Origin of the sequence: Xenorhabdus siamensis (assembly GCF_037996745.1) — a bacterium.
Lineage (GTDB): Bacteria > Pseudomonadota > Gammaproteobacteria > Enterobacterales > Enterobacteriaceae > Xenorhabdus > Xenorhabdus indica.
In genome coordinates this window covers 1-25286 of sequence record NZ_JBBMXE010000001.1, presented here as the reverse complement: position 1 = coordinate 25286, position 25286 = coordinate 1, and the positions used below count along the sequence as shown (strand labels likewise).

21 protein-coding genes and 1 pseudogene are annotated in these 25286 nt (G+C 40.2%); 12 read left to right on the top strand and 10 right to left on the bottom strand.

Translation table 11 applies throughout. The features are described from left to right. Positions 1 to 298: 298 nt before the first annotated feature. Complete coding sequence (locus tag AAC852_RS00115) at positions 299 to 643, top strand: YejG family protein (RefSeq protein ID WP_340619267.1); 345 nt, start codon at positions 299 to 301, stop codon at positions 641 to 643. A gap of 90 nt (positions 644 to 733) precedes the next feature. Here AAC852_RS00115 and mepS read toward each other — a convergent pair. Further along, positions 734 to 1320: pseudogene (mepS, locus tag AAC852_RS00110) on the bottom strand (bifunctional murein DD-endopeptidase/murein LD-carboxypeptidase). A 341-nt stretch (positions 1321 to 1661) separates the two neighbouring features. Beyond that, positions 1662 to 2366: a phosphatase PAP2 family protein gene (locus tag AAC852_RS00105; protein WP_340619266.1), complete on the bottom strand. Its 705-nt coding sequence runs from the start codon at positions 2364 to 2366 to the stop codon at positions 1662 to 1664. 984 nt (positions 2367 to 3350) lie between these two features. On the opposite strand from AAC852_RS00105, the gene AAC852_RS00100 reads away from it, so the two are divergent. Then, the gene (locus AAC852_RS00100; RefSeq protein WP_340619265.1) at positions 3351 to 3668 is read left to right on the top strand and encodes a type 1 fimbrial protein; all 318 of its coding nucleotides are present in this window, start codon (positions 3351 to 3353) and stop codon (positions 3666 to 3668) included. Positions 3669 to 3747: 79 nt separating this feature from the next. Here the strand turns inward: AAC852_RS00100 and yeiP are convergent, their stop codons facing one another. The 3 genes from yeiP to AAC852_RS00085 form a co-directional block, all read right to left on the bottom strand. Continuing rightward, positions 3748 to 4320, bottom strand: coding sequence for an elongation factor P-like protein YeiP (gene yeiP, locus AAC852_RS00095; protein WP_047679688.1), 573 nt, complete (start codon positions 4318 to 4320; stop codon positions 3748 to 3750). A gap of 134 nt (positions 4321 to 4454) precedes the next feature. Further along, positions 4455 to 5699, bottom strand: coding sequence for a tryptophan permease (gene mtr, locus AAC852_RS00090; protein ID WP_340619264.1), 1245 nt, complete (start codon positions 5697 to 5699; stop codon positions 4455 to 4457). 139 nt (positions 5700 to 5838) lie between these two features. Beyond that, complete coding sequence (locus tag AAC852_RS00085) at positions 5839 to 6258, bottom strand: nucleotide triphosphate diphosphatase NUDT15 (protein ID WP_340619263.1); 420 nt, start codon at positions 6256 to 6258, stop codon at positions 5839 to 5841. A 242-nt stretch (positions 6259 to 6500) separates the two neighbouring features. On the opposite strand from AAC852_RS00085, the gene fruK reads away from it, so the two are divergent. Continuing rightward, entirely contained in the window at positions 6501 to 7454 is a 954-nt protein-coding gene (fruK, locus tag AAC852_RS00080) for a 1-phosphofructokinase (protein ID WP_340619262.1), read from the top strand. Here the strand turns inward: fruK and nfo are convergent. Continuing rightward, a complete protein-coding gene (nfo, locus tag AAC852_RS00075) occupies positions 7440 to 8282 on the bottom strand; it encodes a deoxyribonuclease IV (RefSeq protein WP_340619261.1) in 843 nt (280 codons plus the stop codon). The two genes, fruK and nfo, sit on opposite strands and share 15 nt — an antisense overlap. Positions 8283 to 8418: 136 nt before the next feature. Beyond that, positions 8419 to 9501, bottom strand: coding sequence for a YeiH family protein (locus tag AAC852_RS00070; protein ID WP_340619260.1), 1083 nt, complete (start codon positions 9499 to 9501; stop codon positions 8419 to 8421). A gap of 191 nt (positions 9502 to 9692) precedes the next feature. On the opposite strand from AAC852_RS00070, the gene yieE reads away from it, so the two are divergent. The 8 genes from yieE to dld all read left to right on the top strand — a co-directional run bounded on the left by yieE (position 9693) and on the right by dld (position 21565). Beyond that, positions 9693 to 10556, top strand: coding sequence for a DNA-binding transcriptional regulator YeiE (gene yieE, locus AAC852_RS00065; RefSeq protein WP_340619259.1), 864 nt, complete (start codon positions 9693 to 9695; stop codon positions 10554 to 10556). 158 nt (positions 10557 to 10714) lie between these two features. Then, positions 10715 to 12202, top strand: coding sequence for an amino acid permease (locus tag AAC852_RS00060; RefSeq protein ID WP_340619258.1), 1488 nt, complete (start codon positions 10715 to 10717; stop codon positions 12200 to 12202). A gap of 228 nt (positions 12203 to 12430) precedes the next feature. Next, a complete protein-coding gene (locus tag AAC852_RS00055) occupies positions 12431 to 13564 on the top strand; it encodes an ABC transporter substrate-binding protein (protein WP_340619257.1) in 1134 nt (377 codons plus the stop codon). A 19-nt stretch (positions 13565 to 13583) separates the two neighbouring features. Next, entirely contained in the window at positions 13584 to 14666 is a 1083-nt protein-coding gene (locus tag AAC852_RS00050) for a FecCD family ABC transporter permease (RefSeq protein ID WP_340619256.1), read from the top strand. Then, a complete protein-coding gene (locus AAC852_RS00045) occupies positions 14663 to 15451 on the top strand; it encodes an ABC transporter ATP-binding protein (RefSeq protein WP_340619255.1) in 789 nt (262 codons plus the stop codon). Before AAC852_RS00050 ends, AAC852_RS00045 begins: the two co-directional genes overlap by 4 nt. A gap of 147 nt (positions 15452 to 15598) precedes the next feature. Continuing rightward, on the top strand, positions 15599 to 17581 hold the full coding sequence (locus AAC852_RS00040; protein ID WP_340619254.1) for a ligand-gated channel protein: 1983 nt from the start codon (positions 15599 to 15601) through the stop codon (positions 17579 to 17581). Positions 17582 to 18241: 660 nt separating this feature from the next. After that, positions 18242 to 19624, top strand: coding sequence for an APC family permease (locus AAC852_RS00030; RefSeq protein ID WP_340619253.1), 1383 nt, complete (start codon positions 18242 to 18244; stop codon positions 19622 to 19624). A gap of 183 nt (positions 19625 to 19807) precedes the next feature. Further along, complete coding sequence (dld, locus tag AAC852_RS00025; protein ID WP_340619252.1) at positions 19808 to 21565, top strand: D-lactate dehydrogenase; 1758 nt, start codon at positions 19808 to 19810, stop codon at positions 21563 to 21565. 65 nt (positions 21566 to 21630) lie between these two features. Here dld and sbcB read toward each other — a convergent pair whose 3' ends face one another. Continuing rightward, positions 21631 to 23058, bottom strand: coding sequence for an exodeoxyribonuclease I (gene sbcB / locus AAC852_RS00020; RefSeq protein ID WP_340619251.1), 1428 nt, complete (start codon positions 23056 to 23058; stop codon positions 21631 to 21633). Positions 23059 to 23318: 260 nt separating this feature from the next. Between sbcB and tmaR the strand changes: the two genes are divergently transcribed. After that, the gene (tmaR, locus tag AAC852_RS00015; protein WP_340619250.1) at positions 23319 to 23639 is read left to right on the top strand and encodes a PTS system regulator TmaR; all 321 of its coding nucleotides are present in this window, start codon (positions 23319 to 23321) and stop codon (positions 23637 to 23639) included. Between the two features lie 34 nt (positions 23640 to 23673). On the opposite strand, the gene AAC852_RS00010 is transcribed toward tmaR, so the two are convergent. Together AAC852_RS00010 and AAC852_RS00005 are read right to left on the bottom strand one after the other, a co-directional pair. Beyond that, positions 23674 to 24318, bottom strand: coding sequence for an SDR family oxidoreductase (locus tag AAC852_RS00010; protein WP_340619249.1), 645 nt, complete (start codon positions 24316 to 24318; stop codon positions 23674 to 23676). A gap of 131 nt (positions 24319 to 24449) precedes the next feature. Beyond that, positions 24450 to 25286, bottom strand: an 837-nt coding sequence (locus AAC852_RS00005) for an IS4 family transposase (RefSeq protein ID WP_340619248.1), incomplete at its 5' end; no start/stop codon positions are given.

Below are 25286 nucleotides of genomic sequence, written 5' to 3'. Positions count from 1 at the left end.
GAGATCGCTATTGTGTAGCACAATTCATGAAAACATAAATTTGTAAATAAAATTTGAACATAAAGTTGCTGTTTTGCATAAAAATAAGTTGAATTTTTTACCAAAACAGTATAAATATATACAAAGTGCGAGTTTGATCTCATTTTTTTCCCAATTGAAGATGAAAAAAGTGTGATATTGTAATTTTTATTTTAACTTTTTATTTACTTTTTTGTTGGGTGGTTATTCGGTTTTGACGAGTCGATAGCCTACAGTTGGTGGTTAGATGTATTAATGTTGTTTCTGATAGGAATAATACGTGAATAATATCCAACTTTCGGTAGTACACAGACTGCCGCAAAGTTATCGGTGGTCATCTGGCTTTGTTGGCACAAGAGTTGAAATCTTGCCAGAGGAAGAGGCAGATATAGGGAGTAGCCTGATGGGGCTGAAATTGTTAAGCCATGAAGGCGAACATGCATGGAGTATTTTGCGTGATATAAATCAGTCTATTTCTGATATGCAGATAGTAAGTGCGGTAATTGAGTGGGAAGGTGAGCCATGTTTGTTTTTTGCTCGAGAGGATGAAAGTGCTGTGATATGTCGGCTCAAGACATTAGGTGCTGCAATTGCGGAAAATATTACTGCATTTTACCCACTTTAATAAATAATAGCCGGATAAAAAACGCTTCCTAATGGAAGCGTTTTTTATATCTGCAAGGGAAAAATAGGGAAAGAGAAGTCAGGTTCAGGATTATATCGAGGCGTTAATGTTGTCTGATAAAATACGTCTGGCACCATAATAACGCTTGCTCCAGTAGGTATCATTTAATCTGGAAACAATGACTCCACTGCTGGTTGATGCATGTACAAATTGGTTATTACCGATATAAATGCCAACGTGACGCCTATAAACACCTGTTTTGAAGAGAACTAAATCACCCGCTTTTAACTTGGAACGGCTGACTGTTTGGCCTATCTTCTGTTGCTCCGAGGTAGAACGTGGTAATTCCATACCAAATTGATCATGAAAGGTGCGCTGGACAAAAGCTGAACAATCAATGCCACGTTTGTACTTCCTCCAAGCCGATAGGCAACGCCTTTCCAATCTGCATATTGGTTAAGGAGCTTGGATTTAATATCCAGATTTTTAACTAAAGTTTCAAATTCATCCTGAGATGTTTGCAGTAGAAAATGCTTTTGACCATTCACTGTATGAGTTTCAGTGTTTTTACTACGTATTTGGGAATCTGGAGAACTACATGCGCTCAGTGCCACTGCCGCGATAATTGCGGGGATTAACCGCAATATATATCTCACTATTGGTTGAGATTTGACCATTATATTAATTTTCCCTTGCAGTCCTTAATGTGACTTATCGCCGTCATTAAAATATTAAACGCCTTAAAGACTAGTAGAATATGGCGAATTGACAAACTTTCTGTCCCTAAAGTGTGTGAAGCCACACATTTTATTAATATCTTTACAAAACGATTATTTTAATAAAAGGACTTGCGAAAGGGTACAGAAATTATGAGAAAAAAGCGAGAGATAAAAAGAGTTATTTACAAAAAATTAGATTATAAACTAAGAGGTTAGAATGATCTTGGTGATTTTATTCTCATTCGAGAAAAGTTGTGTGGTAACGGGGAGATAGATCACATCTCCCTATTAATATCGTTTTAATGAGTACGGCCGATATGAGGTAATTTTTTATCTAGCCATGCCGCCATAATGTCACTGAGTGGTGTCAATAACACCCAGCTCATTCCAATTAATGTCAGTGATAATGAACCGACAGCAATGTCTGTAAACCAATGAGCACCTGCCATGATACGGGGAAGGGCAAAAGTGATCATAATCAGTAAAGCAATGAAGAACGCTCTGCGAGAAATATAGCGAAGAATAAAGCAACTAAAAATGAGTAGCATCAAACCATGATCCCCCGGAAAACTATCGCCGGAAGCATCTTTAGTATGCAAACTTGTCATTTCATTTACGCGGTTGACGTTTTCAAATGTTAACGTCGGGCTTGGACGGCTGACGGGGATCTGATGGCCGATCTGATTTATGATCACTGCGGTTATTAACATAACCAGACCAAGCATAAAAAGACGGCGTTTTCCTGCATAATCTTGTTTGCGAAATGCGCTGTAGTAAAGTAGTCCCATACATAAGAGTGATATAGCATCAAATGCCCTCACATTTACGATAGCGACAAATAACGCAAATTTTGAATTTGGCAGCAATTTTTCATTAAAGTAATGAAAAATGGCAGAATCAATGTGAAACCAAAAGCCGTGATTCTCAGGTAAATACCATGAGAAAAACAAGGCGATACCGAGCAGATTGAGTATAAGTATAGCAAGTGGATGGCTACGGGTCATGGGTTACCTATCTTAACGCGAAAATGGATTTTGGTAGTCAAATTGGTTGATGGTGCACTATAGCAAAATTTACAGAAAAGGGTAATCGCCCAACGGTAGAGTATGTAATCAGCAGAAATACCGATAGCCATCATCCTTTACGTTATAATTTTGTTGATTTTTATCGCCATTTTTATGGTTATTCTTTGTCCACATAACTAGCTATGTATATTCGGCCCTTGTCAGGTTGTATCTTGAAATTTATGGATACATTCATATCATTTATTAGTTATCATCAATGTTATTATCATATGAATAATTGTGAGCTATCGAAAAAATAGCTAAATCATTAATACAGTACCGATAATATATATTTGGTGCAATTATTGGGCTCTAACTATTATTAAATAACTAAAGATTGATTTTTTCATATCCTAATTTGATAGTATATTATGTCGAATTGTGGTCGTGATAAATAAAACATATAAAGAAATTGTTTCATTTTCCGTTATATCGTTATATAGATAGCTCGACGTTAAGCCATTGTCTGGTTTTAAAATTGGCATGGGGTTAAAACCGAAAAAAGGTAATGATACCTGTTGTGGAGGTTAACTGCTTATGTTACAAGATATAATCATTTTTCTGTTTATATTTTTATCTTATCCTGCGATGACCCATTACCCTCCGGATTTTAAATCTGGCATCCTTCAATCTTATGGTGCTATTGTCGATCCTCTTCGTCAGCGAACATTTTCTTGCATAACTAATTTAAAGACCATAATGACTAATTTTAAACTTTATTTGTGATTTAACTCAAATAATAGTTTTTTATAACAATATTAAATTAATAAAATTAACATCAGTTTTTTAGCTATAAATTCACCTTTGATATAAATCAATAAAAGGTATTAATGTCGTATTTTTTACATGAAATATTTATTATGGAGATTGAAGGAATAAAAGGTAACTGAGTTTTGTTAATGGAAAAACGAAAGTGAGGTGACCATGCAAAATTATCTTAAACTATTAATTAGCTGTTTGTTGTTTTCATGGATTTCTTATGGATATGCACAACCTATAAGTGGGCAGATACAATTTTCAGGCGCTATTGTTGATCCGGGATGTCAAGTGGTTGTATCAAATACTCAGGCTAATATCTCCTGCTATCGATTAGGAAAAAATATCACTATAAAGCAAATTGTTTCAATGTATAAAACAAAAAAAACAGGAGATGTCATACTTCCCGGAAATATAGGGGTTTCCAGAGTGAAGTGGATTGATAATAAAAAACGTTTGGCGATTATTCATGTTGATTATTTTTAATTTAATTTGGTAATAAGCTGCTCTTTTATCGAATAAGAAAAGAGCAACTTATATATACGAGGGTATAGAAACTACAGAATTAATCGCAACGTCCCATATAACGGCGTTCTGCAATATGAATACGGATTTTTTCTCCTGAACTGAGATATTCAGGAACTTGGATAGTCAATCCTGTACTCATTCTGGCTGGTTTTGTGCGGGCACTGGCCGATGCACCTTTAATTCCCGGTGCGGTTTCTTCAATAATCATATCGACAGTTTGTGGTAATTCCAGAGCGAGTAGCTGGCCATCCATTGTCATGACTTGCATTCCTGGCAGACCTTCATCTGGAATGAACAAAAGTTCTTCTTCAATTTGCTCTTTCTTAAAGTGATAAGGGGTGAAGTCCTCATCATCCATGAAGATATATTCGTCACCATCAATATATGAAAAACTGACACTGCGGCGGGTTAATGTAATTGTTTCGAGAATATCATCACCTTTGAAACGTTCTTCCACTTTTTGACCAGTGCGAATATCAGTAAAACGCATCTTATACAGTGTGCTGGCACCACGTGCGCTGGGTGATTGAATATCGATGTCTTTGACTAATAATAACTTTCCGTTGTGGCTGATCGCGGTTCCGCGTTTAATTTCATTGGCTTTAGCCATAAATACCTTCCGTAAAAACAGGGTAATAGTGGAATGAATGTTAAGGTGGCGACAAAACTACTCGCAGTCAGTGAATTAGGCAAGAGATGAATGAAAGCCCCGGTTAAAATACCAGGGCAGAGGGAAACTAAAAGTCAGCGGTAGGCAGGTAACAGATCAAATAAAGAGAAAATATGAACTACTGCATTTATTAAACCAAACAGGATAATAAATGTTATTAGGAAGTTACCACCGGGGGTACGATAGGTGGCTTGTGGATAACGCTGGCGGCTGGCCCGGGCCATAAGTGCTGGTACGATAATGGCCCAAATAGTTGCTGCCAATCCTGCAAAACCAATTGCATACAGGAAACCATTTGGAAAGAATAATGCCAGTACAGTAGGCGGAATAAATGTTACTAAAGCCGTTTTTAAACGCCCCGTTTTGCTGTCATCGAATCCGAAAAAGTCAGCCAGATAATCAAATAAACCGAGAGATACACCTAAAAATGAGCTGGATAATGCCATATATGAAAAGGCATTCAATAGCTGGTTTATTGTTGCATTGTCGGATGTACTATCCATTTGGTTCAGTAAGTCACTAACGTTACCGCCATCAGCAATAATCTGTTTGAATGCTTCACGGGGAATATTTCCCTGAATGGCATACTGCCACAAAATGTAGATAGTCAATGCAATCAAAGAGCCATAGAGCAAACTGCGTGCAACGGCTTTGACATCTTTATTATAGTATTTTACTAATCCCGGAACGTTGCCATGATAACCAAATGACGTCAGTAAATATGGCAGAGCCATGAAAGCATAAGGTAAGTAACTGGTTTCAGTATTTGCATGATCAAACAAAATAGCAGATTTAACTTCCGTAAACATACCTCCCACTGACATGATAAATGTGATTGTCATGCCACCGATTAAAATAGTGCTTAAGCGATCGACTGCTTTGGTTGATAACCAAACAATAAAGGCAACAATAAATGAGAAAATAAGACCTGTCCCGGTTTGTGACAAGGGAATAATATCTTTTAAGTTACGCAGAATAATTGAGCCACCGGCTGAAATATAGGCGTAAGTCAGAATATATAAAACAAAGGTAATAGATAACCCTGTGAGTGTATTCCAGCCTTTACCCAGTAAATCTTTTGTAATGGTGTGGAAACTAGCTCCACTGGGGTAATTCATATTGGCTTCTAAAATCATCAGACTGGAGAAATAGATACAAACCCAGGTGTATACCAGCAAAATTATCGATCCTGTAAACCATACCCCAGAGGTGACAATGGGAATGGAGAACATACCGGCACCGACGGCAGTACCAGCAATGATCATAGCTCCGCCTAATATGGAGGGGCGTTTCAAATTTTGCGTTACCTCAATGGTCATTATAGACTCCTGATGAATCAGTGTTACCTTTGTACTAGCGCGACGATACATTAATGAATGACATGTGTAAACAGTTATTTATGGGAATGTGCAAATAACGGTTGCCTTATTCTGTATACATTGAGAGAGAATCAATTTATCAAACAGATATATAGAATTTTTTCTCTTGCCACAGTTTAATGGCAGTACGACTGGCTTCGAAATGAGGTTCGGGAAGATTATTGGGATCGCACCAAATTAATTGGTCACATTTTTCCGGCTCCATTAAATGCGGCTCTCCACCGGAATGATGAGCCAGTAAACAGACAGAAACCGTATGTTTTCCTTCATCATGATAGGTCTGGATATTATTGCAGATCCCATAAACATGAGGATTTTGAATGGTTATCCCGATTTCTTCTTGAATTTCCCGAATAGCACACTCTTCAAAAGTTTCACCGTGATCAACATGGCCACCGAATATTGACCAGTATGGGGCGTGTTTTCCTATCCGTTTTCCCAGCAAAACTTCCCCTTTATCATTAATAATGATGACACCAACTCCTACAACAACTGACATGCGTTACTCCTTTTTTTATGAATTATCCACGTTGTGGAAGAGAAATTTCAAATTAGATGTGGTGGCTTTTTCGTCATTTGCCAAAAAATTTTCTGTCGGGCGTATTTTTACTCTTGGGATTGAGGTAATACAATGATCGTTCTAATAGTAATTTAGACTGAAACGATTCAATTTTGATGTTATAAATAGTAGAAGAATTTTAATATGATTTATGATTATTTATTCAGGAGAAACTGGGCAAGATGAGCCGTCGAGTTGCCGCAATAACTTTAAATCCAGCTTATGATTTAGTTGGCCTGTGTCCAGATATTGTTAAGGGAACCGTTAATCGCGTAAAGACAGCGGGGTTACATGCTGCGGGTAAAGGGAATAACGTTGCTAAGGTACTACGCGATTTAGGCATTGATGTCACAGTCAGTGGTTTTCTGGGAAAGGAAAATCAGGAAGGTTTTCAACATTTTTTCAATGAGAACCAAATGAACAACCGTTTCCACTTAGTTTCTGGCAGAACACGTATCAATGTGAAACTGACAGAAAAATATGGTGATGTAACGGATTTTAATTTTTCTGGTTTCCAGGTAACAGAAGAGGAGTGGAATCAATTCATTGATGATTCTCTTTCATGGTTAGGGCAGTTTGATATGGTTGTGGTTAGTGGCAGCTTGCCGGAAGGTGTTTCTCCAGAGTCTCTTACGGACTGGATGAAACGATTACAGCAATGTTGCCCTTGTATTATCTTTGACAGTAGCCGCGAAGCATTTGTGGCTGGGCTTAAGGCAACTCCCTGGTTGGTAAAACCCAATCGTCATGAATTAGAAACTTGGGCGGGTAAACCTCTACCTGATTTAGATAGCATAATTGATGCGGCTCATGCATTGCGTCATAAAGGGATTGCGCATGTTGTTATTTCATTAGGAGAGCAGGGAGCATTGTGGGTTAATGCTTCTGGTGCATGGCTGGCAAAGCCACCATATTGTGAAGTGATCAGTACGGTTGGTGCGGGAGATTCAATGGTTGGTGGGCTGGTTTATGGCTTATTGATGCGTGAATCCAGTGAACATACATTGCGTCTGGCAACCGCCGTCTCCGCACTGACGGTCAGTCAGCCAAATGTAGGGATCAGAAGCCGAACTGAATTGGCATCAATGATGTCAAGGATCCAGTTGACTTCTGTCAGGCAATCAAATTTGCTGTGATTTCAACCAGGCGATTTCTTGATCCCAAATGTCTGGATTGATCGTTTCAAGTACCATCGGAATGCCATTGAAACGGTTATCCTTCATAATATAGCTGAAAGGTGTTTTACCAATGTTTCCTTCACCAAGGCTGTGATGGCGGTCAACACGGCTGGAGAATTCGCTTTTGGCATCATTAAGGTGCATGGCTCGCAGATATTTGAATCCCACAATTTCATCGAATGCTTTAAATGTGGCATCGCAATCTTTCTCAGTACGTAAATCATAGCCTGCTGCAAAAGCGTGGCAGGTATCAATGCAAACACCGACCCGGCTTTTATCTTCAACACCCTCAATAATGGCAGCTAATTGTTCGAATCTAAAACCAAGATTGGTTCCTTGTCCGGCAGTATTTTCAATCACAGCCGTTACACCTTGTGTTTTGTCTAACACAATATTGATAGATTCAGCAATACGCGCAAGGCACTTATCAATATCAATTTTATTAAGATGACTGCCGGGATGAAAGTTAAGTAAATCAATATCTAACAGTTCACAACGCTGCATTTCATCAAGAAATGCAGCGCGGGATTTTTCCAGCCCTTCTGCTTCAGGGTGTCCCAGATTAATCAGATAACTGTCATGAGGAAGAATTTGTCGGCTGCCGTAGCCGTAATGCTCACAATTAGCTTTAAATTTATCAATCACTTCTGTTGATAAAGGTGGGGCATTCCATTGGCGTTGATTTTTCGTGAACAGTGCAAAAGCGGTTGCGTTTAATTCATGAGCTCGAATTACAGCTTGATCAACACCACCAGCCGCACTCACATGGGCTCCAACAAATTTCATATTTTTCTCCTGTTTTGTTTCATTAATTATGCATTGTTCTTATTGTTAATGAAATTCTGTAAGGCATGAAACCAACATGAGCCCAAAGAGTAGAGTAGTACCTGAAATATAAAGCCGAACTTTTGGGCAAATAATGTTAGCCAAATAAAAGATGAATGCTTTTATTGATGATTAATCCCCCAACCATCAACCAGATAAACAAAAGAAAGGCTAACAAAATAGGTTTGGTACCAGCCTGACGAATTGCGCTGGCATGGGTTGTTAAACCTAAAGCAACCATAGCCATCGTTAGCATGAAAGTATCAACAATAATAATATGACTGACAATGGATGCAGGTAATAACTGGAGAGAATTGAAACCTGCTGTAACAATAAAAAATATCGCAAACCATGGAATGTTAATTGACGCTTTTCCATGATCGTTGGCACAGTTTTTAGCTTTTGTACGGCTAATATAACCAGAAAGCAGTAACAAAAAGGGAGCCAGCATCATGACGCGGATCATTTTGCTGATAACGGCTGTATTTTCAGCATCATTTCCTTGTGTATGACCAACAGCAACGACTTGGGCAACTTCATGAATGGTAGAGCCGGAAAACATGCCAAATTCTGTTCGGGAAAAAGAGAACCATTGATGTTGGATGTTAAGTTGATAAAACCAGGGATAAATAAAGATGGCAAGTGTGCCGAATATCACAACTGTAGAAATGGCAACGGTGACTTTGTCGGAAGAGGTTTTCACGACAGGTTTAGTAGCCATAACCGCAGCGGCACCACAAATGCTGCTTCCTGCGCCAATCAGTATGATTGTCTGGCTATCCATTCTGAAAAAAACGTGCCCAAGCCATAACGCAATAAAAAAAGTGGAGGATAGCATAATGACATCAACCAAGATGCCTGTTACTCCAACATCGGTGATTTGCTGGAATGTCAATCGAAAGCCATAAAGAATAATACCTGCTCTCAATAGATAGTGTTTAGCGAAATGGATCCCTTTGCCACAAGTTGATTTTAATAAAGGACATAGCACGTTTCCGACAATAATCCCCAGCAAAATCGCGATGGTCAAAATACTGAATCCCAGATTGGTAAACCATGGGATATGACTCAGATAAATGGCAATTGTTGTCAGTATTATTGTTAATACAAATCCGGGAATGAAATATAGTGCAGGGTAGCGGGTAGCTGTGCCAGTTACATCAATTCTACTTTCAGGCATTATTGCCACTCGTATTACTTATGTATTTTAGGAATAAGCATATAGCAAATAATTTAATTATTAAAATTGATTATTTTTATATGTTTAACCAGTAAATTGGATTAACTGAAGGTGACTTTTGTTAAGTTGCGTAATAGTGTCTAAAATCAAGATTATCTTATCATTTTATTTTTTGCTTCCCGCGAGGCCATATGCGTATCACTCTGAGACAGCTGGAGATTTTTGCAGAAGTTCTGAAAAGTGGTTCAACGACACAGGCTTCTCAACAATTAGCGTTATCACAATCTGCCGTAAGTGCTTCATTAACAGATCTTGAAGGGCAGTTGGGTGTACAGCTTTTTGACAGAGTAGGAAAACGACTGGTTACTAATGAACATGGTCGTTTGCTCTACCCTAAAGCATTGGCACTACTTGAACAGGCTGGTGAGGTGGAGCAGCTTTTCAAATTGGACTTGGGAGCATTGCGACTGGCAGCTAGTAGTACGATTGGTAACTATATGTTGCCTGAAATGCTGGCGAAATACCGTCAGGATTATCCAGATACACCGTTGGAATTGAATATCAGCAACACTGAAGATGTTATAAAGTCGGTTGTGGAATTCCGGGTCGATTTGGGCTTGATTGAAGGATTGTGTCACAATCCTGAATTAATTAGTCAACCGTGGATGAAAGATGAACTGATTGTTTTCTCTTCACCAGCAAGCCCACTGGCGAACGTTAATTTGACGGTGGAAGATCTGATTAAGGCTCCCTGGATATTAAGAGAGAAAGGCTCAGGAACAAGGGAAGTTCTCGACCATCTTCTGTTTTCGCAGATGCCCCGGTTCAATATTGCAATGGAATTAGGCAATTCGGAAGCGATTAAACATGCCGTTCAGTATGGAATGGGAATTAGTTGTTTGTCGCGTCGGGTTATTCGGGAACAATTACAGAATGGCACATTAATTGAATTAATGATACCGGGGCTACAACTTTATCGTACTCTTTATCTGATTTATCACCGCCAGAAACATATGTCTAACGCGTTACAAAAATTATTGAGCTACTGTCATTAGCATCAATTTAATGCCATATGGAATGACATATAATCGTGTAGCTTATAATTGGCGGCTGATCATGAAGGTATCTTATAACCTTCAATCGCCGCTATTCTGGAGACAAAGATTTGTTACAATTCCGCACTAAAAATTATTCTCGATGATATAGGAATAGAATGTCTCAAGAACAAAGCATGCCACGGGATCAGGCTCCAAGAATCCTGCGCCGTGAATTAAAAGCACGACATATGGCGATGATTGCCATTGGTGGATCAATTGGCACAGGATTGTTTGTTGCTTCTGGAGCGACCATTTCGAAAGCTGGCCCAGGTGGGGCTCTGCTTTCATATGCGCTGATCGGCCTGATGGTCTATTTTCTGATGACCAGCTTGGGTGAATTGGCTGCTTACATGCCTGTATCAGGGTCGTTTTCCACCTATGGTTCTAAGTATGTTGATGAAGGCTTTGGTTTCGCATTAGGGTGGAACTATTGGTACAACTGGGCTGTTACGATAGCAGTTGACCTTGTTGCCGCTCAATTGGTGATGGGATATTGGTTCCCGGATGCGCCGGGCTGGATATGGAGTGCTTTATTCCTTAGCCTAATTTTCCTGTTGAACTTTATTTCAGTTAAAGGATTCGGAGAGGCGGAATATTGGTTCTCTCTAATCAAAGTTTCTACAGTTATTGTTTTCATTGTTGTCGGCATTCTGATGATTGTCGGTATCATGAAAGGGGCTGGAGGCGCTGGCTGGCATAACTGGACTATTGGCAATGCACCATTTGCTGGTGGGTTTGCGGCCATGATTGGGGTGGCAATGATTGTGGGTTTTTCATTCCAGGGGACTGAACTTATTGGTATCACAGCAGGGGAATCAAAAGATCCCGCGAAAAACATTCCCCGTGCTGTACGTAAGGTATTCTGGCGTATCTTATTATTCTATGTGTTTGCCATTTTAATTATCAGCTTAATTATTCCTTATACAGATCCGAGTTTGTTACGTAATGGTGTGAAGGATATTAGTGTCAGTCCATTCACATTGGTATTTGAAAATGCGGGGTTATTGTCAGCCGCCGCCGTGATGAATGCAGTAATCTTAACTGCTGTATTATCTGCGGGGAACTCAGGAATGTACGCTTCAACCCGCATGTTGTTCACATTGGCACGAGAAGGTAAGGCACCTAAGATTTTTGGTTCTCTGTCGAAAGGCGGTGTTCCACGTAACGCGCTTTATGCTACAACTGTGGTGGCGGGATTATGTTTTCTCAGTTCAATGTTTGGTAACCAGACGGTATATTTGTGGTTGTTGAATACCTCAGGTATGACTGGTTTTATTGCATGGCTTGGTATTGCGATTAGTCACTATCGTTTCCGTAAGGGCTATATTGCTCAAGGGCGAGATCTCAATGAACTGCCATATCGCTCCGGCTTTTTCCCTATCGGGCCGATTTTTGCATTTATCCTATGTTTGCTGATCACATTGGGCCAGAACTATCAGGCATTCCTGCAAGATACTATAGACTGGTATGGTGTTACGGCGACTTATATCGGCATTCCATTATTCTTAATTATTTGGTTTGGTTATAAGCTGAAAAAGAAAACGCGTTTTGTCAAATACAGTGAGATGGAATTTCCATCATTAAAGAATACAAATTATGAATAAATTGTTAATAGAAAACCGATAGAATGGAGCTTTTTTATTAATATATTATTATTTGTATTTTACAAAAACTGCCTGTTCTGTGATGGAGTCGGCAGTTTTTATTTTTTATAGAATTAAAGCAAAATTATAACAATTAAATTTCGGATATATCGAATCAGTCGCATTGATAATTATTCTTATTTGCTTTATTGTTAACAGCAAAATTATTGCATGAAGAGGCTAACTAAAGTGAAGTTTGGATTTCAAACAATCGTGAAAGGCGTGAGTATCAGTCTATTGGCAAGCTCTGCGATGATGACAAGTTTTGCATCTTGGGCTGAAACAGTCACGGATGTTGCTGGACGTACTGTGGAAGTGCCTGAAAAAGTCAATCGTATCTTGTTGGGTGAAGGTCGTTTATTCCATGCAATCGCATTATTAGAAGGAGATAAACCTCTGGCTCGTATCGTGGGTTGGCAGGGGGATTTCCGTAAACTTGACCCACAAACTTACTCTATTTATAAAGCCAAATTCCCTGAAATTGACAATATTCCACTGATAGGTAATACCAGTGCTGATAGTGTCAGTTCTGAAAAAGTGCTGACATTGAATCCTGATGTGGCTATCTTCGGTTTGTCTGGTCATGGTCCAGGCAAAAACAGTGAATTGGTTAAACAATTAGAAAAAGCAGGTATTCCTGTTGTTTTTGTTGATTTCCGTAATAATCCACTGAAAAACACACTGCCGAGCATTCGTATGTTAGGTAAGGTGCTGCACCGCGAGGAACAAGCGAATGCTTACGCTGATTTTTATGAAAAAAATCAGAAACGGGTAACTGATATTACTGACCGTATACCAACAGAGCAAAAACCTTCTGTATTTATTGAGCTGAGAGCAGGCTCCATCGAAGATTGCTGTGGTACAGCAGGCAATGGCAACATGGGGAATTTCATTGATCTGGCTGGTGGTAAAAATATCGCTAAAGAGGTTCTGCCAACCCCACTGGGTACAATGAACCTGGAAAAAGTGATTGCTGTTGATCCTTATATTTACATCGCCAGTGGTGCGCAAGATCCAGGTGAGAAAAGTGAAGGTATCCAGATGGGCGCTCAGACTTCCGCAGATATTGCCCGCTCAGGGTTGAAATCTATCACTGAACGCAGAGGTATCAATAACCTAACCGCAGTGAAAGAAGGTCGTACCCATGCTATTTGGCACCATTACTATAATTCACCTTATAATGTTGTAGTTACCCAAGTTTTTGCTAAGTGGTTCTATCCTGAAAAGTTCGCTGATTTAGATCCACAGCAAACATTGAAAGAGATTCACTCTAAATTTTTAGCTATTGAACCAGCAGGCACATATTGGGTCAGTGAAAAATAAGCAGTAACAGGTAATAAAAATGAGCGTCACTACCGAGCCTATGCCAATGGTGAAACAACAAGGTGAATGTGATATCAAAGCACACTATCGTCACATCCTGCATCGACGTATTGCATGGATTTTGTTGATAGTTTTGGTTATCAGCATTTCTTTAGTATTAGATCTTACAATGGGGCCATCAGGGTTATCTTTGTCTGCTCTCTGGCAAACACTGATTTCGCCGGAGAGTATGGATGCAGGAACCCGGGTAATTGTCTGGGATATTCGATTACCTTATGCCTTGATGGCGGTAGTGGTTGGCTTGTCTCTGGGGCTGGCGGGAGCTGAAATGCAGACCATTCTGAATAACCCGCTGGCCAGCCCATCTACATTGGGCGTTACCAATGCCGCTTCTTTTGGTGCGGCATTGGCAATCATATTAGGTATTGGTATTCCCGGTATACCTGATCAGTGGTTTATCTCTGTAAATGCTTTTATTTTTGCTCTGTTGGCTGCTTTGATGCTTGATGGGATTACACGTTGGACAAAAGTTGCCACTTCTGGTGTGGTGCTATTTGGTATTGCAATGGTATTTACCTTCGAGGCGCTGGTTGCCATGATGCAGTTTATTGCGACGGAAGATACCTTGCAGGGGCTGGTTTTCTGGACAATGGGTAGTCTTTCAAAGGCAACATGGGTCAAACTGGGTACTTTGCTGCTGGTATTCTTGATGCTTATGCCTGTTTCTATGATGAATTCCTGGAAACTGACCGCTTTGCGTCTAGGGGAAGATCGGGCAATTAGTTTTGGTATTAATATCCGTCGTCTCCGTTTGGGCACTTTGTTACGTATTAGTATTCTGACCGCACTGGCGGTGGCGTTTGTTGGGCCGGTTGCGTTTATTGGTCTGATTGCTCCCCATATTGCCAGACTGATGTTTGGTGAAGATCACCGCTTCTATTTGCCAGCGAGTGCCCTGATAGGTGCACTGGTACTGTCAATGGCGTCTATCGCGTCCAAGAATCTGATCCCGGGTGTCATCATACCCGTGGGAGTTGTGACATCTTTGGTTGGTGTTCCTTTCTTCTTGAGCATCGTGTTACGCCATAGGGGGAGTGTATGAATCAGGGATTGAAAATCAGTCGATTCACGGCGGGTTACCTAAAGCATCCTGTTATTGAAAATTTGGATGTAAGTCCACTACCGCGTGGCAAAATTACGGTATTGCTCGGGCCTAATGGTAGCGGAAAATCAACGTTATTGCGCTCACTGGCGGGTTTAAATAAAGCCAATGGCGCTCTGCTGCTGGATGGGCAGGATTTAATGCAGATGGATTTTGCCCAACGTGCCCAGAACGTAGTTTATTTGCCTCAATCATTGCCTGCGGGAGTCCATCTGCATGTGCTGGAATCTGTGATTGTTGCTCAACGGGCATCAGGTGGTGTGAGCAGTGACCAGTGTGAACAAGAAGTCATGGAATTGCTGCGTCAGCTTGGAATTGAGCATTTGGCTTTAAGTTATTTGGATCAATTATCCGGTGGACAAAAACAATTGGTTGGTTTGGCTCAATCCTTGATAAGAAAGCCGACATTATTATTATTAGATGAACCGTTAAGTGCGCTGGATTTAAATTACCAGTATCACGTTATGGATTTAGTCGCACGTGAAACACGTCGCCGTAATATTATTACTGTTGTTGTTGTGCATGATATTAATATTGCACTGCGTCATGGTGACCATATATTAATGTTGAAAAAAGGTGAATTAATTTCTGAAGGCTTACCTGAACAGGTAATAACACCGGACAGTCTGGCTCAAGTATATGGTGTTAAGGGCAGGATAGAACATTGTTCTCAGGGAATACCTCAAGTATTAATTGATGGCCTCGTAATGGATTTGGCTGGTTAAAATAATAAAAAGCATAAGTTGTTTTATTTAAATTGAAGAGCAAATAAAAAGATAACACTGGTAGGGATAAATTCTTATCCCTGCATGTTGAGTTTATGTCGATTATCCAAATTAAATAGTTTTATTTTCCAACTTGGAGAATCGGGAATGGTCGTTTTTGCAAAGAAAAAACTCGTCTTAGGCATTATTGCTACTGTTTCATCCAGCGTTGTTTTGGCTGCTAATGCAGCTAATAATGGCGAAGATAAAATAATTGTTACCACTGCTGCGGGTTTCCAGCAAAAAATTGAAGATGCGCCAGCCTCCATTTCGGTGGTTAGTCGTAAACAGTTGGAAACCAAAGCTTACCGTGACGTGACGGATGCATTGAAAGATGTTCCGGGAGTCGTCGTTACGGGGGGCGGTAGCAGCAGTGATATTAGTATCCGTGGTATGTCATCACAATACACAATGATACTAATTGATGGTAAGCGTGTTGACACTCGCAGCACTCGTCCAAACAGTGATGGTTCAGGTATTGAGCAGGGATGGCTGCCACCGCTGGCATCAATTGAACGTGTTGAAGTTGTACGTGGGCCAATGTCTTCCCTTTATGGCTCCGATGCAATGGGCGGTGTTATCAATATCATTACTCGTAAGGTTCATAAAGAGTGGAATGGCAGTTTACGTGCAGATACTACCCTGACTGAACGTACAAAATCAGGTAATAGCTACCAAACCAGCGCTTATGTTGCAGGACCGTTAATTGATGGTTTATTAGGATTAAAAGTGACTGGCCTGTTTTCTCACCGTAATGAAGATAAATTTATTGATGGTTATAGAAAACAAGAAATGCGTAATGGTGCGGCGACTTTTTCTTTAACACCAAATGAGCAAAATAGCTTTGATTTTGAAGTCGGGCGTTATGAGCAAGATCGTGATTCAACAATTGGTAAAACTCGTCCATGTACGAAAAGATCTTGTGAAGATAACACCAGCCGTTATGCGCGTAATAATTACTCGATAACACATAATGGTGTTTATGACTTTGGCACAATGACATCTTATATTCAGCGGGATGAGTCGAAGAACCCTGAACGTGAAATGAAATTCGCAGATACTATTTTTAATAATCAAACCACATTTACCTTAGATGATCATACAGTAAGCGTAGGAGGACAATATCGTTATGAAGACCTGCGCGATAATGGCAATAAATCGGCGTCTGAAAACGGTACAAATACAAATAAGCTTACTCGCTGGAGTTGGGCGTTATTTGCTGAAGATGAATGGCAAATCATCAATGACTTCGCTCTGACGGGAGGTATTCGTCTAGATAAAGATCAACTTTTTGGTGCCCATGTAACCCCTCGCTTATATGGCGTCTGGCGTGCCGATGAGCAATGGACAATTAAAGGTGGTATCACTACAGGATATCGCTCACCTAACTTGCGACATGTTGCGCCTAATTGGTTGCAAGTGACGGGAGGGGGACGTAGCAATGGCGTGATCGAAAGTGATCCAAAACTGAAACCAGAAAAAAGCATTAATGAAGAAATTAGCGTGATCTGGAACAACCAAGAAAATTTTAATGTGGGTATCACAATCTTTAATACAAACTTTAAAGATAAAATCACTGAATTTAACATTTGTAAATCACTTGTATCTTGTAAATCAATTGGCAAGGGTGATTATGATTTTGTTAATGGAAGAATGAACGTTGGTAAAGCGAACATTCGTGGTATAGAGACGACCATAAATTGGGATATCAGAGAAAATCTATCATTGGCAGCAAACTATACTTATTCCTATTCTAAGCAGAAAACGGGCAAGTTTAAGGGCCAACCGTTGAATAAGATGCCAACACATATGGCTAATGCAACCCTAAACTGGCAGACATTGCCAGAAATGGAAACATGGGCTCGTATTAATTTCCGTGGGAAAACAAAGAACTTTCAGTACCGTTCATCAATAGGAAGTGGTACACCTTCCTATTCTTTTGTTGATCTGGGTATGACTTATAGTCTCACGAAAAATTTGAGAGTATTAGGTGGTGTCTATAACGTCTTTGATAAACGTGTGACGGATGAAATCCACGGAGCTACTCTTGACGGTCGCCGTTACAATATCGGCATTAATTATGACTTTTAATTAACATTTCGATTTATATTAATTAAAGTTATTATTATCGATTAAATGTAATATTAAATCTGCTCTTTATCGTAATTATGACTAAGAGCAGGTTTTTTTTGATATCATGTTTGTTATAATTAAATAGCAAATAATTTACTTCTGTGCTAAAAAATTATTAACTGCCAATCAAAGGATATGATAGCATCACGTTTCTGAACTCCTTCAGTAAGAAGAAATTCCTGTTTACTCTTTTGTATTGTAAAAAATAATGAATTTTTAGTGTGATAGCCCTTGCTATTTCTGGACTTGAAGTGCAAAATGCGTCCACTAAAAATAACTGGTGCGTAATTATGCATCAGTTATTTTTTTTGCATTGAGTTATTTTTTACAACACCAAGAGACCGGATATTCTCCGGATCGATACTGACCATAAGCAGCTACTAATGAAAAGAGCTGCTGTATTGAGGAACACAAATATGGAGCAATTATTCGCTTTTGCACTTGTGCCAATTGGCGCTCGCTGCTGCAATGACGATTATGGGGCGCGGACCTCTGTCAGTTTGCTATCTTCCAACTCTTTTTTCTTTTCTGTTTATAGACAGATGCGAAGTCTACCCAGTAACTATCGATTAAGTAGTTGTAGTAATACCCAGATCGAAGTTATGGGAGGTTTCGCTCATGTCGCATAATACTACAGCCACTCTCGGTACTGTTCAGGAAAGTGCCAGCAATCGTGTTCAACTGAGAAGAACACTGACTTTATTTCAAGTGGTCATGATGGGGCTTGCCTATATACAGCCAATGACTATCTTTGATACCTTTGGTATTGTTTCCAAATTGACGGATGGGCATGTTGCAACATCTTATGCTATCGCGTTGATTGCAATTTTATTTACAGCTTTGAGTTACGGGAAACTGGTAAAAAGATTCCCGTCAGCAGGTTCTGCCTACACTTACGTACAAAAATCAATGAATCCCCATCTTGGGTTTATGGTAGGTTGGTCATCTTTGCTGGATTATCTGCTTATGCCGATGATCAATATCTTGCTGGCAAAAATTTATCTTCAAGCCATTTTCCCTGGTATTGATCCTTGGGTCTTTGTGGTTGGTCTGGCGGTGTTAATGACCGTTTTCAACCTGAGTGGTATTAATGTTGTTGCTAATCTCAATGGTCTTATTGTCGTTGTTCAGATTGCCGTTATAGTTGCGTTTGTTGGTTTATTAATACACGGCATACATAGCGGTGAAGGTGCAGGAACACTATTTAGTGCCCGGCCATTTACATCAGAAGAAGCGAAATTGATTCCAATGATTACCGGGGCAACGATACTTTGTTTCTCATTTCTTGGTTTTGATGGCATCACTTCTCTGTCTGAAGAAACACCTAATGCAAGCAAAGTGATCCCGAAAGCGATCTTCCTCACTGCATTGATTGGTGGTGTTATCTTTATTGCTGTCTCTTATTTCTTACAGCTCTATTTCCCAGATGTTTCCCGGTTTAAAAACCCGAACGAATCTCAGCCAGAAATTATGCTGTATGTTGCCGGTGCTCTGTTCCAGGCCATTATCCTGGTGTTTTCTTGTGTCACTGTAATGGCTTCTGGTATGGCGGCACATGCGGGCGTGGCTCGTTTACTTTATGTTATGGGGCGCGATGGTGTATTGCCAGAGAAAATATTTGCCTATGTTCATCCGAAATGGCGCACGCCTTCAATCAACGTTATCTTGGTTGGGATAGTTGCCTTATCAAGTGGATTTTTAAATCTGGTAACGGCAACGGCATTGATCAACTTTGGGGCATTGGTTGCATTTACTTTCGTAAACTTAGCAGTAATTTCGCAATATTACGTTCGTGAACGACGTAACAATACTCTGAAAGACACTATCAATTTCCTTTTGTTGCCATTATTTGGTGCAGCAACAGTAGGGGTATTGTGGACAAATCTGGAAGCAAGCTCTATGGAGTTGGGTCTGATTTGGGCAGGTATCGGTCTGCTTTATATGTTCTTCCTGACTCGCAGCTTCCGGCAGCCTATGCCACAATTCAGTGAATCTGTATAAAAGTCATTGTTATATTATTTTTTTTAAGAAACAGCACCTTTGAGTGCTGTTTTTTTGTCAATAATAAATTAATTTTAATTAAAAAATAACCAATATACGTCATATAATATGATTAAACTTTGTTCTTAATAATCTCATTAAAGGTATTTCCGTTTGATTCTACATTAAGGTAAGAAAATCATTATGAATGATGTTAAGACTCCTCAAAATCAGCAATTCATTGCAATTCTTACTCATATTGTGGGTTCTTCTCATATTCTCACTGAACCACAAAAAACAGAACGCTATCGCAAAGGCTTTCGTTCCGGGCAAGGAAATGCCCTTGCTGTCGTTTTTCCCGGCTCATTGTTGGAGCAGTGGAAAGTTTTCAAGGCATGTGTAGAAGCAGACAAAATTATTTTAATGCAGGCTGCTAATACAGGGTTAACGGAAGGCTCTACGCCCAATGGTAATGATTATGATCGTGATATTATCATTATCAATACACTGAGAATGGATAAAATACAGATTCTCAAATCTGTCAATCAGGTCATTGCATTCCCTGGTAGCACATTGTGGAATCTGGAAAAAGTATTAAAACCGCTTGGCCGTGAACCGCATTCAGTAATTGGTTCTTCCTGTATTGGTGCATCGGTTATTGGTGGAATTTGTAATAATTCTGGTGGCTCCTTGGTTCAGCGTGGGCCTGCTTATACCGAAATGGCTTTATATGGGCGTGTGAATGAAAAAGGCGAAGCCGAGCTTATCAATCACTTAGGTATAGAATTGGGAAACTCGCCAGAAGAAATCCTGACCTGTTTAGAAGAACGACGTTACCGTATTGAAGATATTCAGCAAAATAAAAGAGTCGCTTCTGATCATGAATATACCCAGTGGATTCGTGATATTGATGCGGACACCCCATCACGCTTTAATGCTGATGAACGCAGGTTGTTTGAAGCCTCAGGTTGCGCAGGTAAATTGATTGTTTTCGCCGTTCGTTTAAATACCTTTGCGGCAGAACCTTCGACACAAGTATTCTATATCGGGACTAATCAACCGGGAGTTTTGACAGAATTACGTCGGCATATCTTATCGAGTTTTCAGCACTTGCCGGTTGCTGGTGAATATATGCATCGGGATATTTTTGATGTTGCCGAAGTTTATGGCAAAGATACTTTCGTTATGATCGATAAAATTGGCACTGATAAAATGCTAAAGTTCTTCAGCTTAAAAGGGCGAATGGATACCATTTTCGGCAAAATTCCTTTTTTGCCAGCACATCTAATGGATCGGGTAATGCAGGGACTAAGCCGTTTGTTACCTTCACATTTACCCGCGCGTCTGAAAGCGTATCGGGATCGTTTTGAACATCATTTACTATTAAAAATGTCTGGTGAAGGTATAAAAGAAGCGAATGAATGGTTAGAGGGCTATTTTAAACAGGCAGAGGGTGAATATTTTGTCTGTACCCCAGAAGAAGGTGCTAAGGCTTTTTTACATCGCTTTGTGGCAGCAGGAGCCGCTATTCGGTATCAGGCAGTGCACAGCAACGAAGTAGAAGATATTTTGCCGTTGGATATTGCTCTCAGACGTAACGATCGTGAGTGGTTTGAACATCTGCCGCCAGAAATCAATGATGCACTGGTACATCGTTTATATTACGGCCATTTTATGTGTCATGTATTTCATCAGGATTACATTGTTAAAAAAGGTAGAAATATTAAGGTATTGAAAGAGAAGATGCTGAAAATTTTAGACCAGAGAGGAGCAGAATATCCTGCTGAGCATAATGTAGGTCATTTGTATACGGCTAAGCCCCAGCTTAAGCAGTTTTACCAAAAGAATGATCCGACTAATAGTTTGAATCCAGGGATTGGTAAAACATCTAAGCTGAAAAATTGGGGTGAAGAGTGTGGAGGTCAATGTTTTGATAAATGCTCTGATCATCAGCATGACTAGAGTCATCGTACAAGGATTGAAAAAGACAAAACCTGAGTTCTGTCTTTTCCTGTTTTAACTGAAATTTATTCAGCCAGTTGAACTGCATAGTCGATCAATGCCTTTAATTGACGGCATTTCTCTTCATCAGATTGGTGTTCAATAAAAAGTTGTTCAATAGTTGCAAAATATTGGGTGATATTTTCTTGTGTCAGTATCTCCCGGCGGTGCTGCAACCAACGTTGTTGTTCATCATAATCCAAAGTTGCCGGATAGTTTCTGGCGCGATAACGGAACAGAAGTGCTTTAATGCGTGTATCTTGAAATGTTAAATCCAGCGCAGGCAGATTTTGAGGAGTGGTTTCACGAATAATTTCCATCGCAGTTTTATCAGCGTCGCAGAAAAAGCCACTATATAGCTTAGCATCAACATTATCGGATTCTGGAAATTCCTCTGGATGAGAAAATAATTCGACCACTTTTTCCCTGATTTGTGGATTACTACGTAAAATAGCCAGATTTTGTGCACATTGGTTGCGATCTAATCCAACCCGCTCTGCATCTTGGGGGCGCAATGTATTTTCAGGCGCAATAATCGGGCATTTATTGATATGTACCAGTTTGATGGGAACAGGCGCTTGATCTGGCTGTAATTCATCTCGTCGGGTATACAAGCGTTCACGTAATTCATCTACACTAAGTTCCAGCAGAGGTGTGATATCACCAGCCAAATCACACATGACAACGGCATTACGGTTTGTTGGATGCCAGGCCAAAGGTGCGATCAGGCTAATATTACTACGTAAAGCGCCAAACATGCCTGATACATGTACCAGCGGTTTCATTTGTGGAATATCAATCTGATTACTGATTTTTTGTTTATTTCTTAACTGGAAAAAATAATCGAACAGCTTAGGTTGTGCCTGTTTAATCAGTTTCGCCATAGCAATAGTGGCGTAAACATCTGACATAGCGTCATGGGCCTGAGTATGTTCGATGCCATTGGCTTTTGTCAGATGTTCCAGCTTAAAGCTAGGTAACCCCTCATCATTTTCTGGCCAGATGATCCCTTCTGGGCGCAGGGCATAGCAGGCACGTAACACATCAAGCAAGTCCCAACGAGAATTACCTTTTTGCCAACTATAGGCATAAGGATCGTAGAAATTGCGATAAAAGATATTACGGCTGACTTCATCGTCAAAACGGATATTGTTATATCCGAGGACACAGGTATTGGGTTTACTGAATGCAGCATGGATCAAGCGTGCAAACTCTGCTTCATTAACCCCTTTATTCAGCGCTAATTGGGGAGTAATTCCCGTAATCATGATAGCTTCAGGATCAGGGAGATAATCATCAGCAGGGGCACAGTACACCACTAATGGCTCTTCAATGATATTAAAATCACTGTCAGTACGAACTCCTGCAAACTGCGCAGGACGATCTAAGGCAGGATGTTTACCGAAGGTCTCATAATCATGAAAGTAGAAAGTGGGGGTTTTATCGTTACTCAAGGCAATTCTGCATCCATTGGTTGTTGGTTTAACTAATCAGATTTCAATGTATTATTCTTGTCTATCAGTCATGCTCATATCATTTGAGTGGTCTTACCCGCGGTAAGTTAGTTTGTCATGTGGCTAGATTAAAGATATGGTAACCCATAGGCTCATTACGTCAATAAATTATCGAAACTGGCTTGTCTATGTGTTGCCTGAAATTGTATTGTGTAGTCAGCATAAAAAATTATCGGTCTAATTAAAGAAAGGTGTAAAAAATGGACAACGCGAATAAACCGACATTCCATAATGTATTAGAGTTTGTGCGTATCTTTCGTCGCAAAAATAAATTACAACGAGAAATCGTAGACAATGAGAAAAAGATCCGCGACAACCAAAAGCGTGTATTGTTACTGGATAATCTGAGTGATTACATTAAACCGGGAATGTCAGTTGAAAATATTCAAGGAATTATCGCCCATATGCGTAGCGATTATGAAGAGCGAGTTGACGAATATATTATCAAAAATGCTGAGTTGTCTAAAGAACGCCGCGAATTGTCCAAAAAGCTTAAGGCAATGGATGGCGGAGTGAAATAAGATATCGACCACGCCGGAAGGCGTGGTTACTTTATCAACTCCAGTGAGGTCTTAGTTCAGGATCGACCAAAGCGTAAATCTGGTAATAAGTCTCTTTATCCTCAGCCATATGTGCCAATTGCAAAGCGACATCCTCACGACTCACCATACCGTGAATTTCCCCCTGATAACGTTGGCAATGTCCTGTCCCTGCTTGATTAGTCAGACCACCGGGACGAATAATTGTAAAGTCTAATGTACTGGTTTGCAGATAACTTTCTGCCAGTGATTTGAGCCTGACTGATTGACCGAATAATGATTTGGCACGTGGTGATAAGGTGTGCCAACTATCACCACATCCTATGGATGTAACCAAGAGCATGCGTGAAATTTGAGCTTTTTCCAACGCATCTATGATGGCAATATTGCCGTAGTGATCTGAATTACCTCCCCCGATAGTTGAAAAAACAATGGGATTTTCTCCGGCATGTTCAATAGCTTTTTCTATACTTCGGCTGTCACAGGCATCACCTTGTATCACATTCACACCTATTGAGCTTAGTTTAATAGCCTGTTGTTCATTACGGATCAATGCCGTAATCGAACGTTTTTGTTTTAGTGCGATACCGGTTAGATAACGTCCGATACCTTTACCCGCACCAAAAATTAACCAAGGTTTCGTAGACGAAATTTTATTCATAATAATTTACCGTTTCAAATGATAACTATCTGAGTTTATTGGAATCAGAGTTCAAAGAAAATGAAACAGACGACTTTTGTTGCGTGAACAAAAAAAGTATCCCCCGGCTATGCCCTGTCTCTTGATCACATCTATAGCTCAAGAGACTGTGCAAGCAAGTAACCCTCAAGGAGGGTTTGTAATATGAACCATCCTTCCCATAGCCTTTCCCATCCTACTCGACCATTACGTTTTGATGCAAGCTTGCCGAGGTTAATATAGGCCCAGTAGAGGCTTGGGGCTTTCTTCGGTGGTTTCGATTTGTTTTGCTTTGACCACAGTAAGTTCCACGCTAGCGGACTCAGGATCATTTCACAGCTCTGCTTTTCTGCTTCCTCTTTATTAAGCCCCAGATAGCGCAATTGATGAAGACGGACTGCAATAAACGCGAGTATCACTACCATGCGTTCTAAATTCTCTTTGCTTTGCATGCGTAACTCTTCAACCTGAGTGCCACCGCTTTTCCACGCTTTGTGAAATTCTTCAATCAGCCACCGTTTTTCGTAGTAATCGAGAATACGCTGGGCATCTTCTTTTGTTTTCACGGGTTCTGAGGTCAGAATGTGCCAGCTCAAGCCATCATGATTTCCCGTTTCTTGACAACCGACATAGTACAGTGGGACGCCGTCACCGGTTTTATTCGCCGGGATTTTTACGGTCACCGCCGCATAACGCACTTCGCAGTGTGCATCACGCGCTTTTCGCCCGCCTTTTTGCCTCACTTGAACCGTTCTCGTATCCGCATACACCAAGGCGCCACTGTAATGATAAAGCTTGTCGCTGCTTTCTTCTATGCAACGGCTTTGCATAGAGCGAACGACAAAGCGCTGATGATTTGAGACCTTATAGGTCAGGTACTCGATAATGTCTGCTTCCCGGTCACAGACCGAGATAACTTTTCGCATGTCAGCACCGAGGCGGGCTTCCAT

Bases quoted from the DNA above. Each gene is read 5' to 3' on its own strand.
- mtr (WP_340619264.1), bottom strand. From the start codon at position 5,699: ATGACCATTGAGGTAACGCAAAATTTGAAACGCCCCTCCATATTAGGC.
- AAC852_RS00045 (WP_340619255.1), top strand. From the start codon at position 14,663: ATGAATCAGGGATTGAAAATCAGTCGATTCACGGCGGGTTACCTAAAG.
- tmaR (WP_340619250.1), top strand. From the start codon at position 23,319: ATGGACAACGCGAATAAACCGACATTCCATAATGTATTAGAGTTTGTG.
- fruK (WP_340619262.1), top strand. From the start codon at position 6,501: ATGAGCCGTCGAGTTGCCGCAATAACTTTAAATCCAGCTTATGATTTA.
- AAC852_RS00070 (WP_340619260.1), bottom strand. From the start codon at position 9,501: ATGCCTGAAAGTAGAATTGATGTAACTGGCACAGCTACCCGCTACCCT.
- dld (WP_340619252.1), top strand. From the start codon at position 19,808: ATGAATGATGTTAAGACTCCTCAAAATCAGCAATTCATTGCAATTCTT.
- AAC852_RS00040 (WP_340619254.1), top strand. From the start codon at position 15,599: ATGGTCGTTTTTGCAAAGAAAAAACTCGTCTTAGGCATTATTGCTACT.
- AAC852_RS00100 (WP_340619265.1), top strand. From the start codon at position 3,351: ATGCAAAATTATCTTAAACTATTAATTAGCTGTTTGTTGTTTTCATGG.
- AAC852_RS00085 (WP_340619263.1), bottom strand. From the start codon at position 6,258: ATGTCAGTTGTTGTAGGAGTTGGTGTCATCATTATTAATGATAAAGGG.
- yieE (WP_340619259.1), top strand. From the start codon at position 9,693: ATGCGTATCACTCTGAGACAGCTGGAGATTTTTGCAGAAGTTCTGAAA.
- yeiP (WP_047679688.1), bottom strand. From the start codon at position 4,320: ATGGCTAAAGCCAATGAAATTAAACGCGGAACCGCGATCAGCCACAAC.
- AAC852_RS00060 (WP_340619258.1), top strand. From the start codon at position 10,715: ATGTCTCAAGAACAAAGCATGCCACGGGATCAGGCTCCAAGAATCCTG.
- nfo (WP_340619261.1), bottom strand. From the start codon at position 8,282: ATGAAATTTGTTGGAGCCCATGTGAGTGCGGCTGGTGGTGTTGATCAA.
- AAC852_RS00105 (WP_340619266.1), bottom strand. From the start codon at position 2,366: ATGACCCGTAGCCATCCACTTGCTATACTTATACTCAATCTGCTCGGT.
- AAC852_RS00050 (WP_340619256.1), top strand. From the start codon at position 13,584: ATGAGCGTCACTACCGAGCCTATGCCAATGGTGAAACAACAAGGTGAA.
- AAC852_RS00030 (WP_340619253.1), top strand. From the start codon at position 18,242: ATGTCGCATAATACTACAGCCACTCTCGGTACTGTTCAGGAAAGTGCC.
- AAC852_RS00010 (WP_340619249.1), bottom strand. From the start codon at position 24,318: ATGAATAAAATTTCGTCTACGAAACCTTGGTTAATTTTTGGTGCGGGT.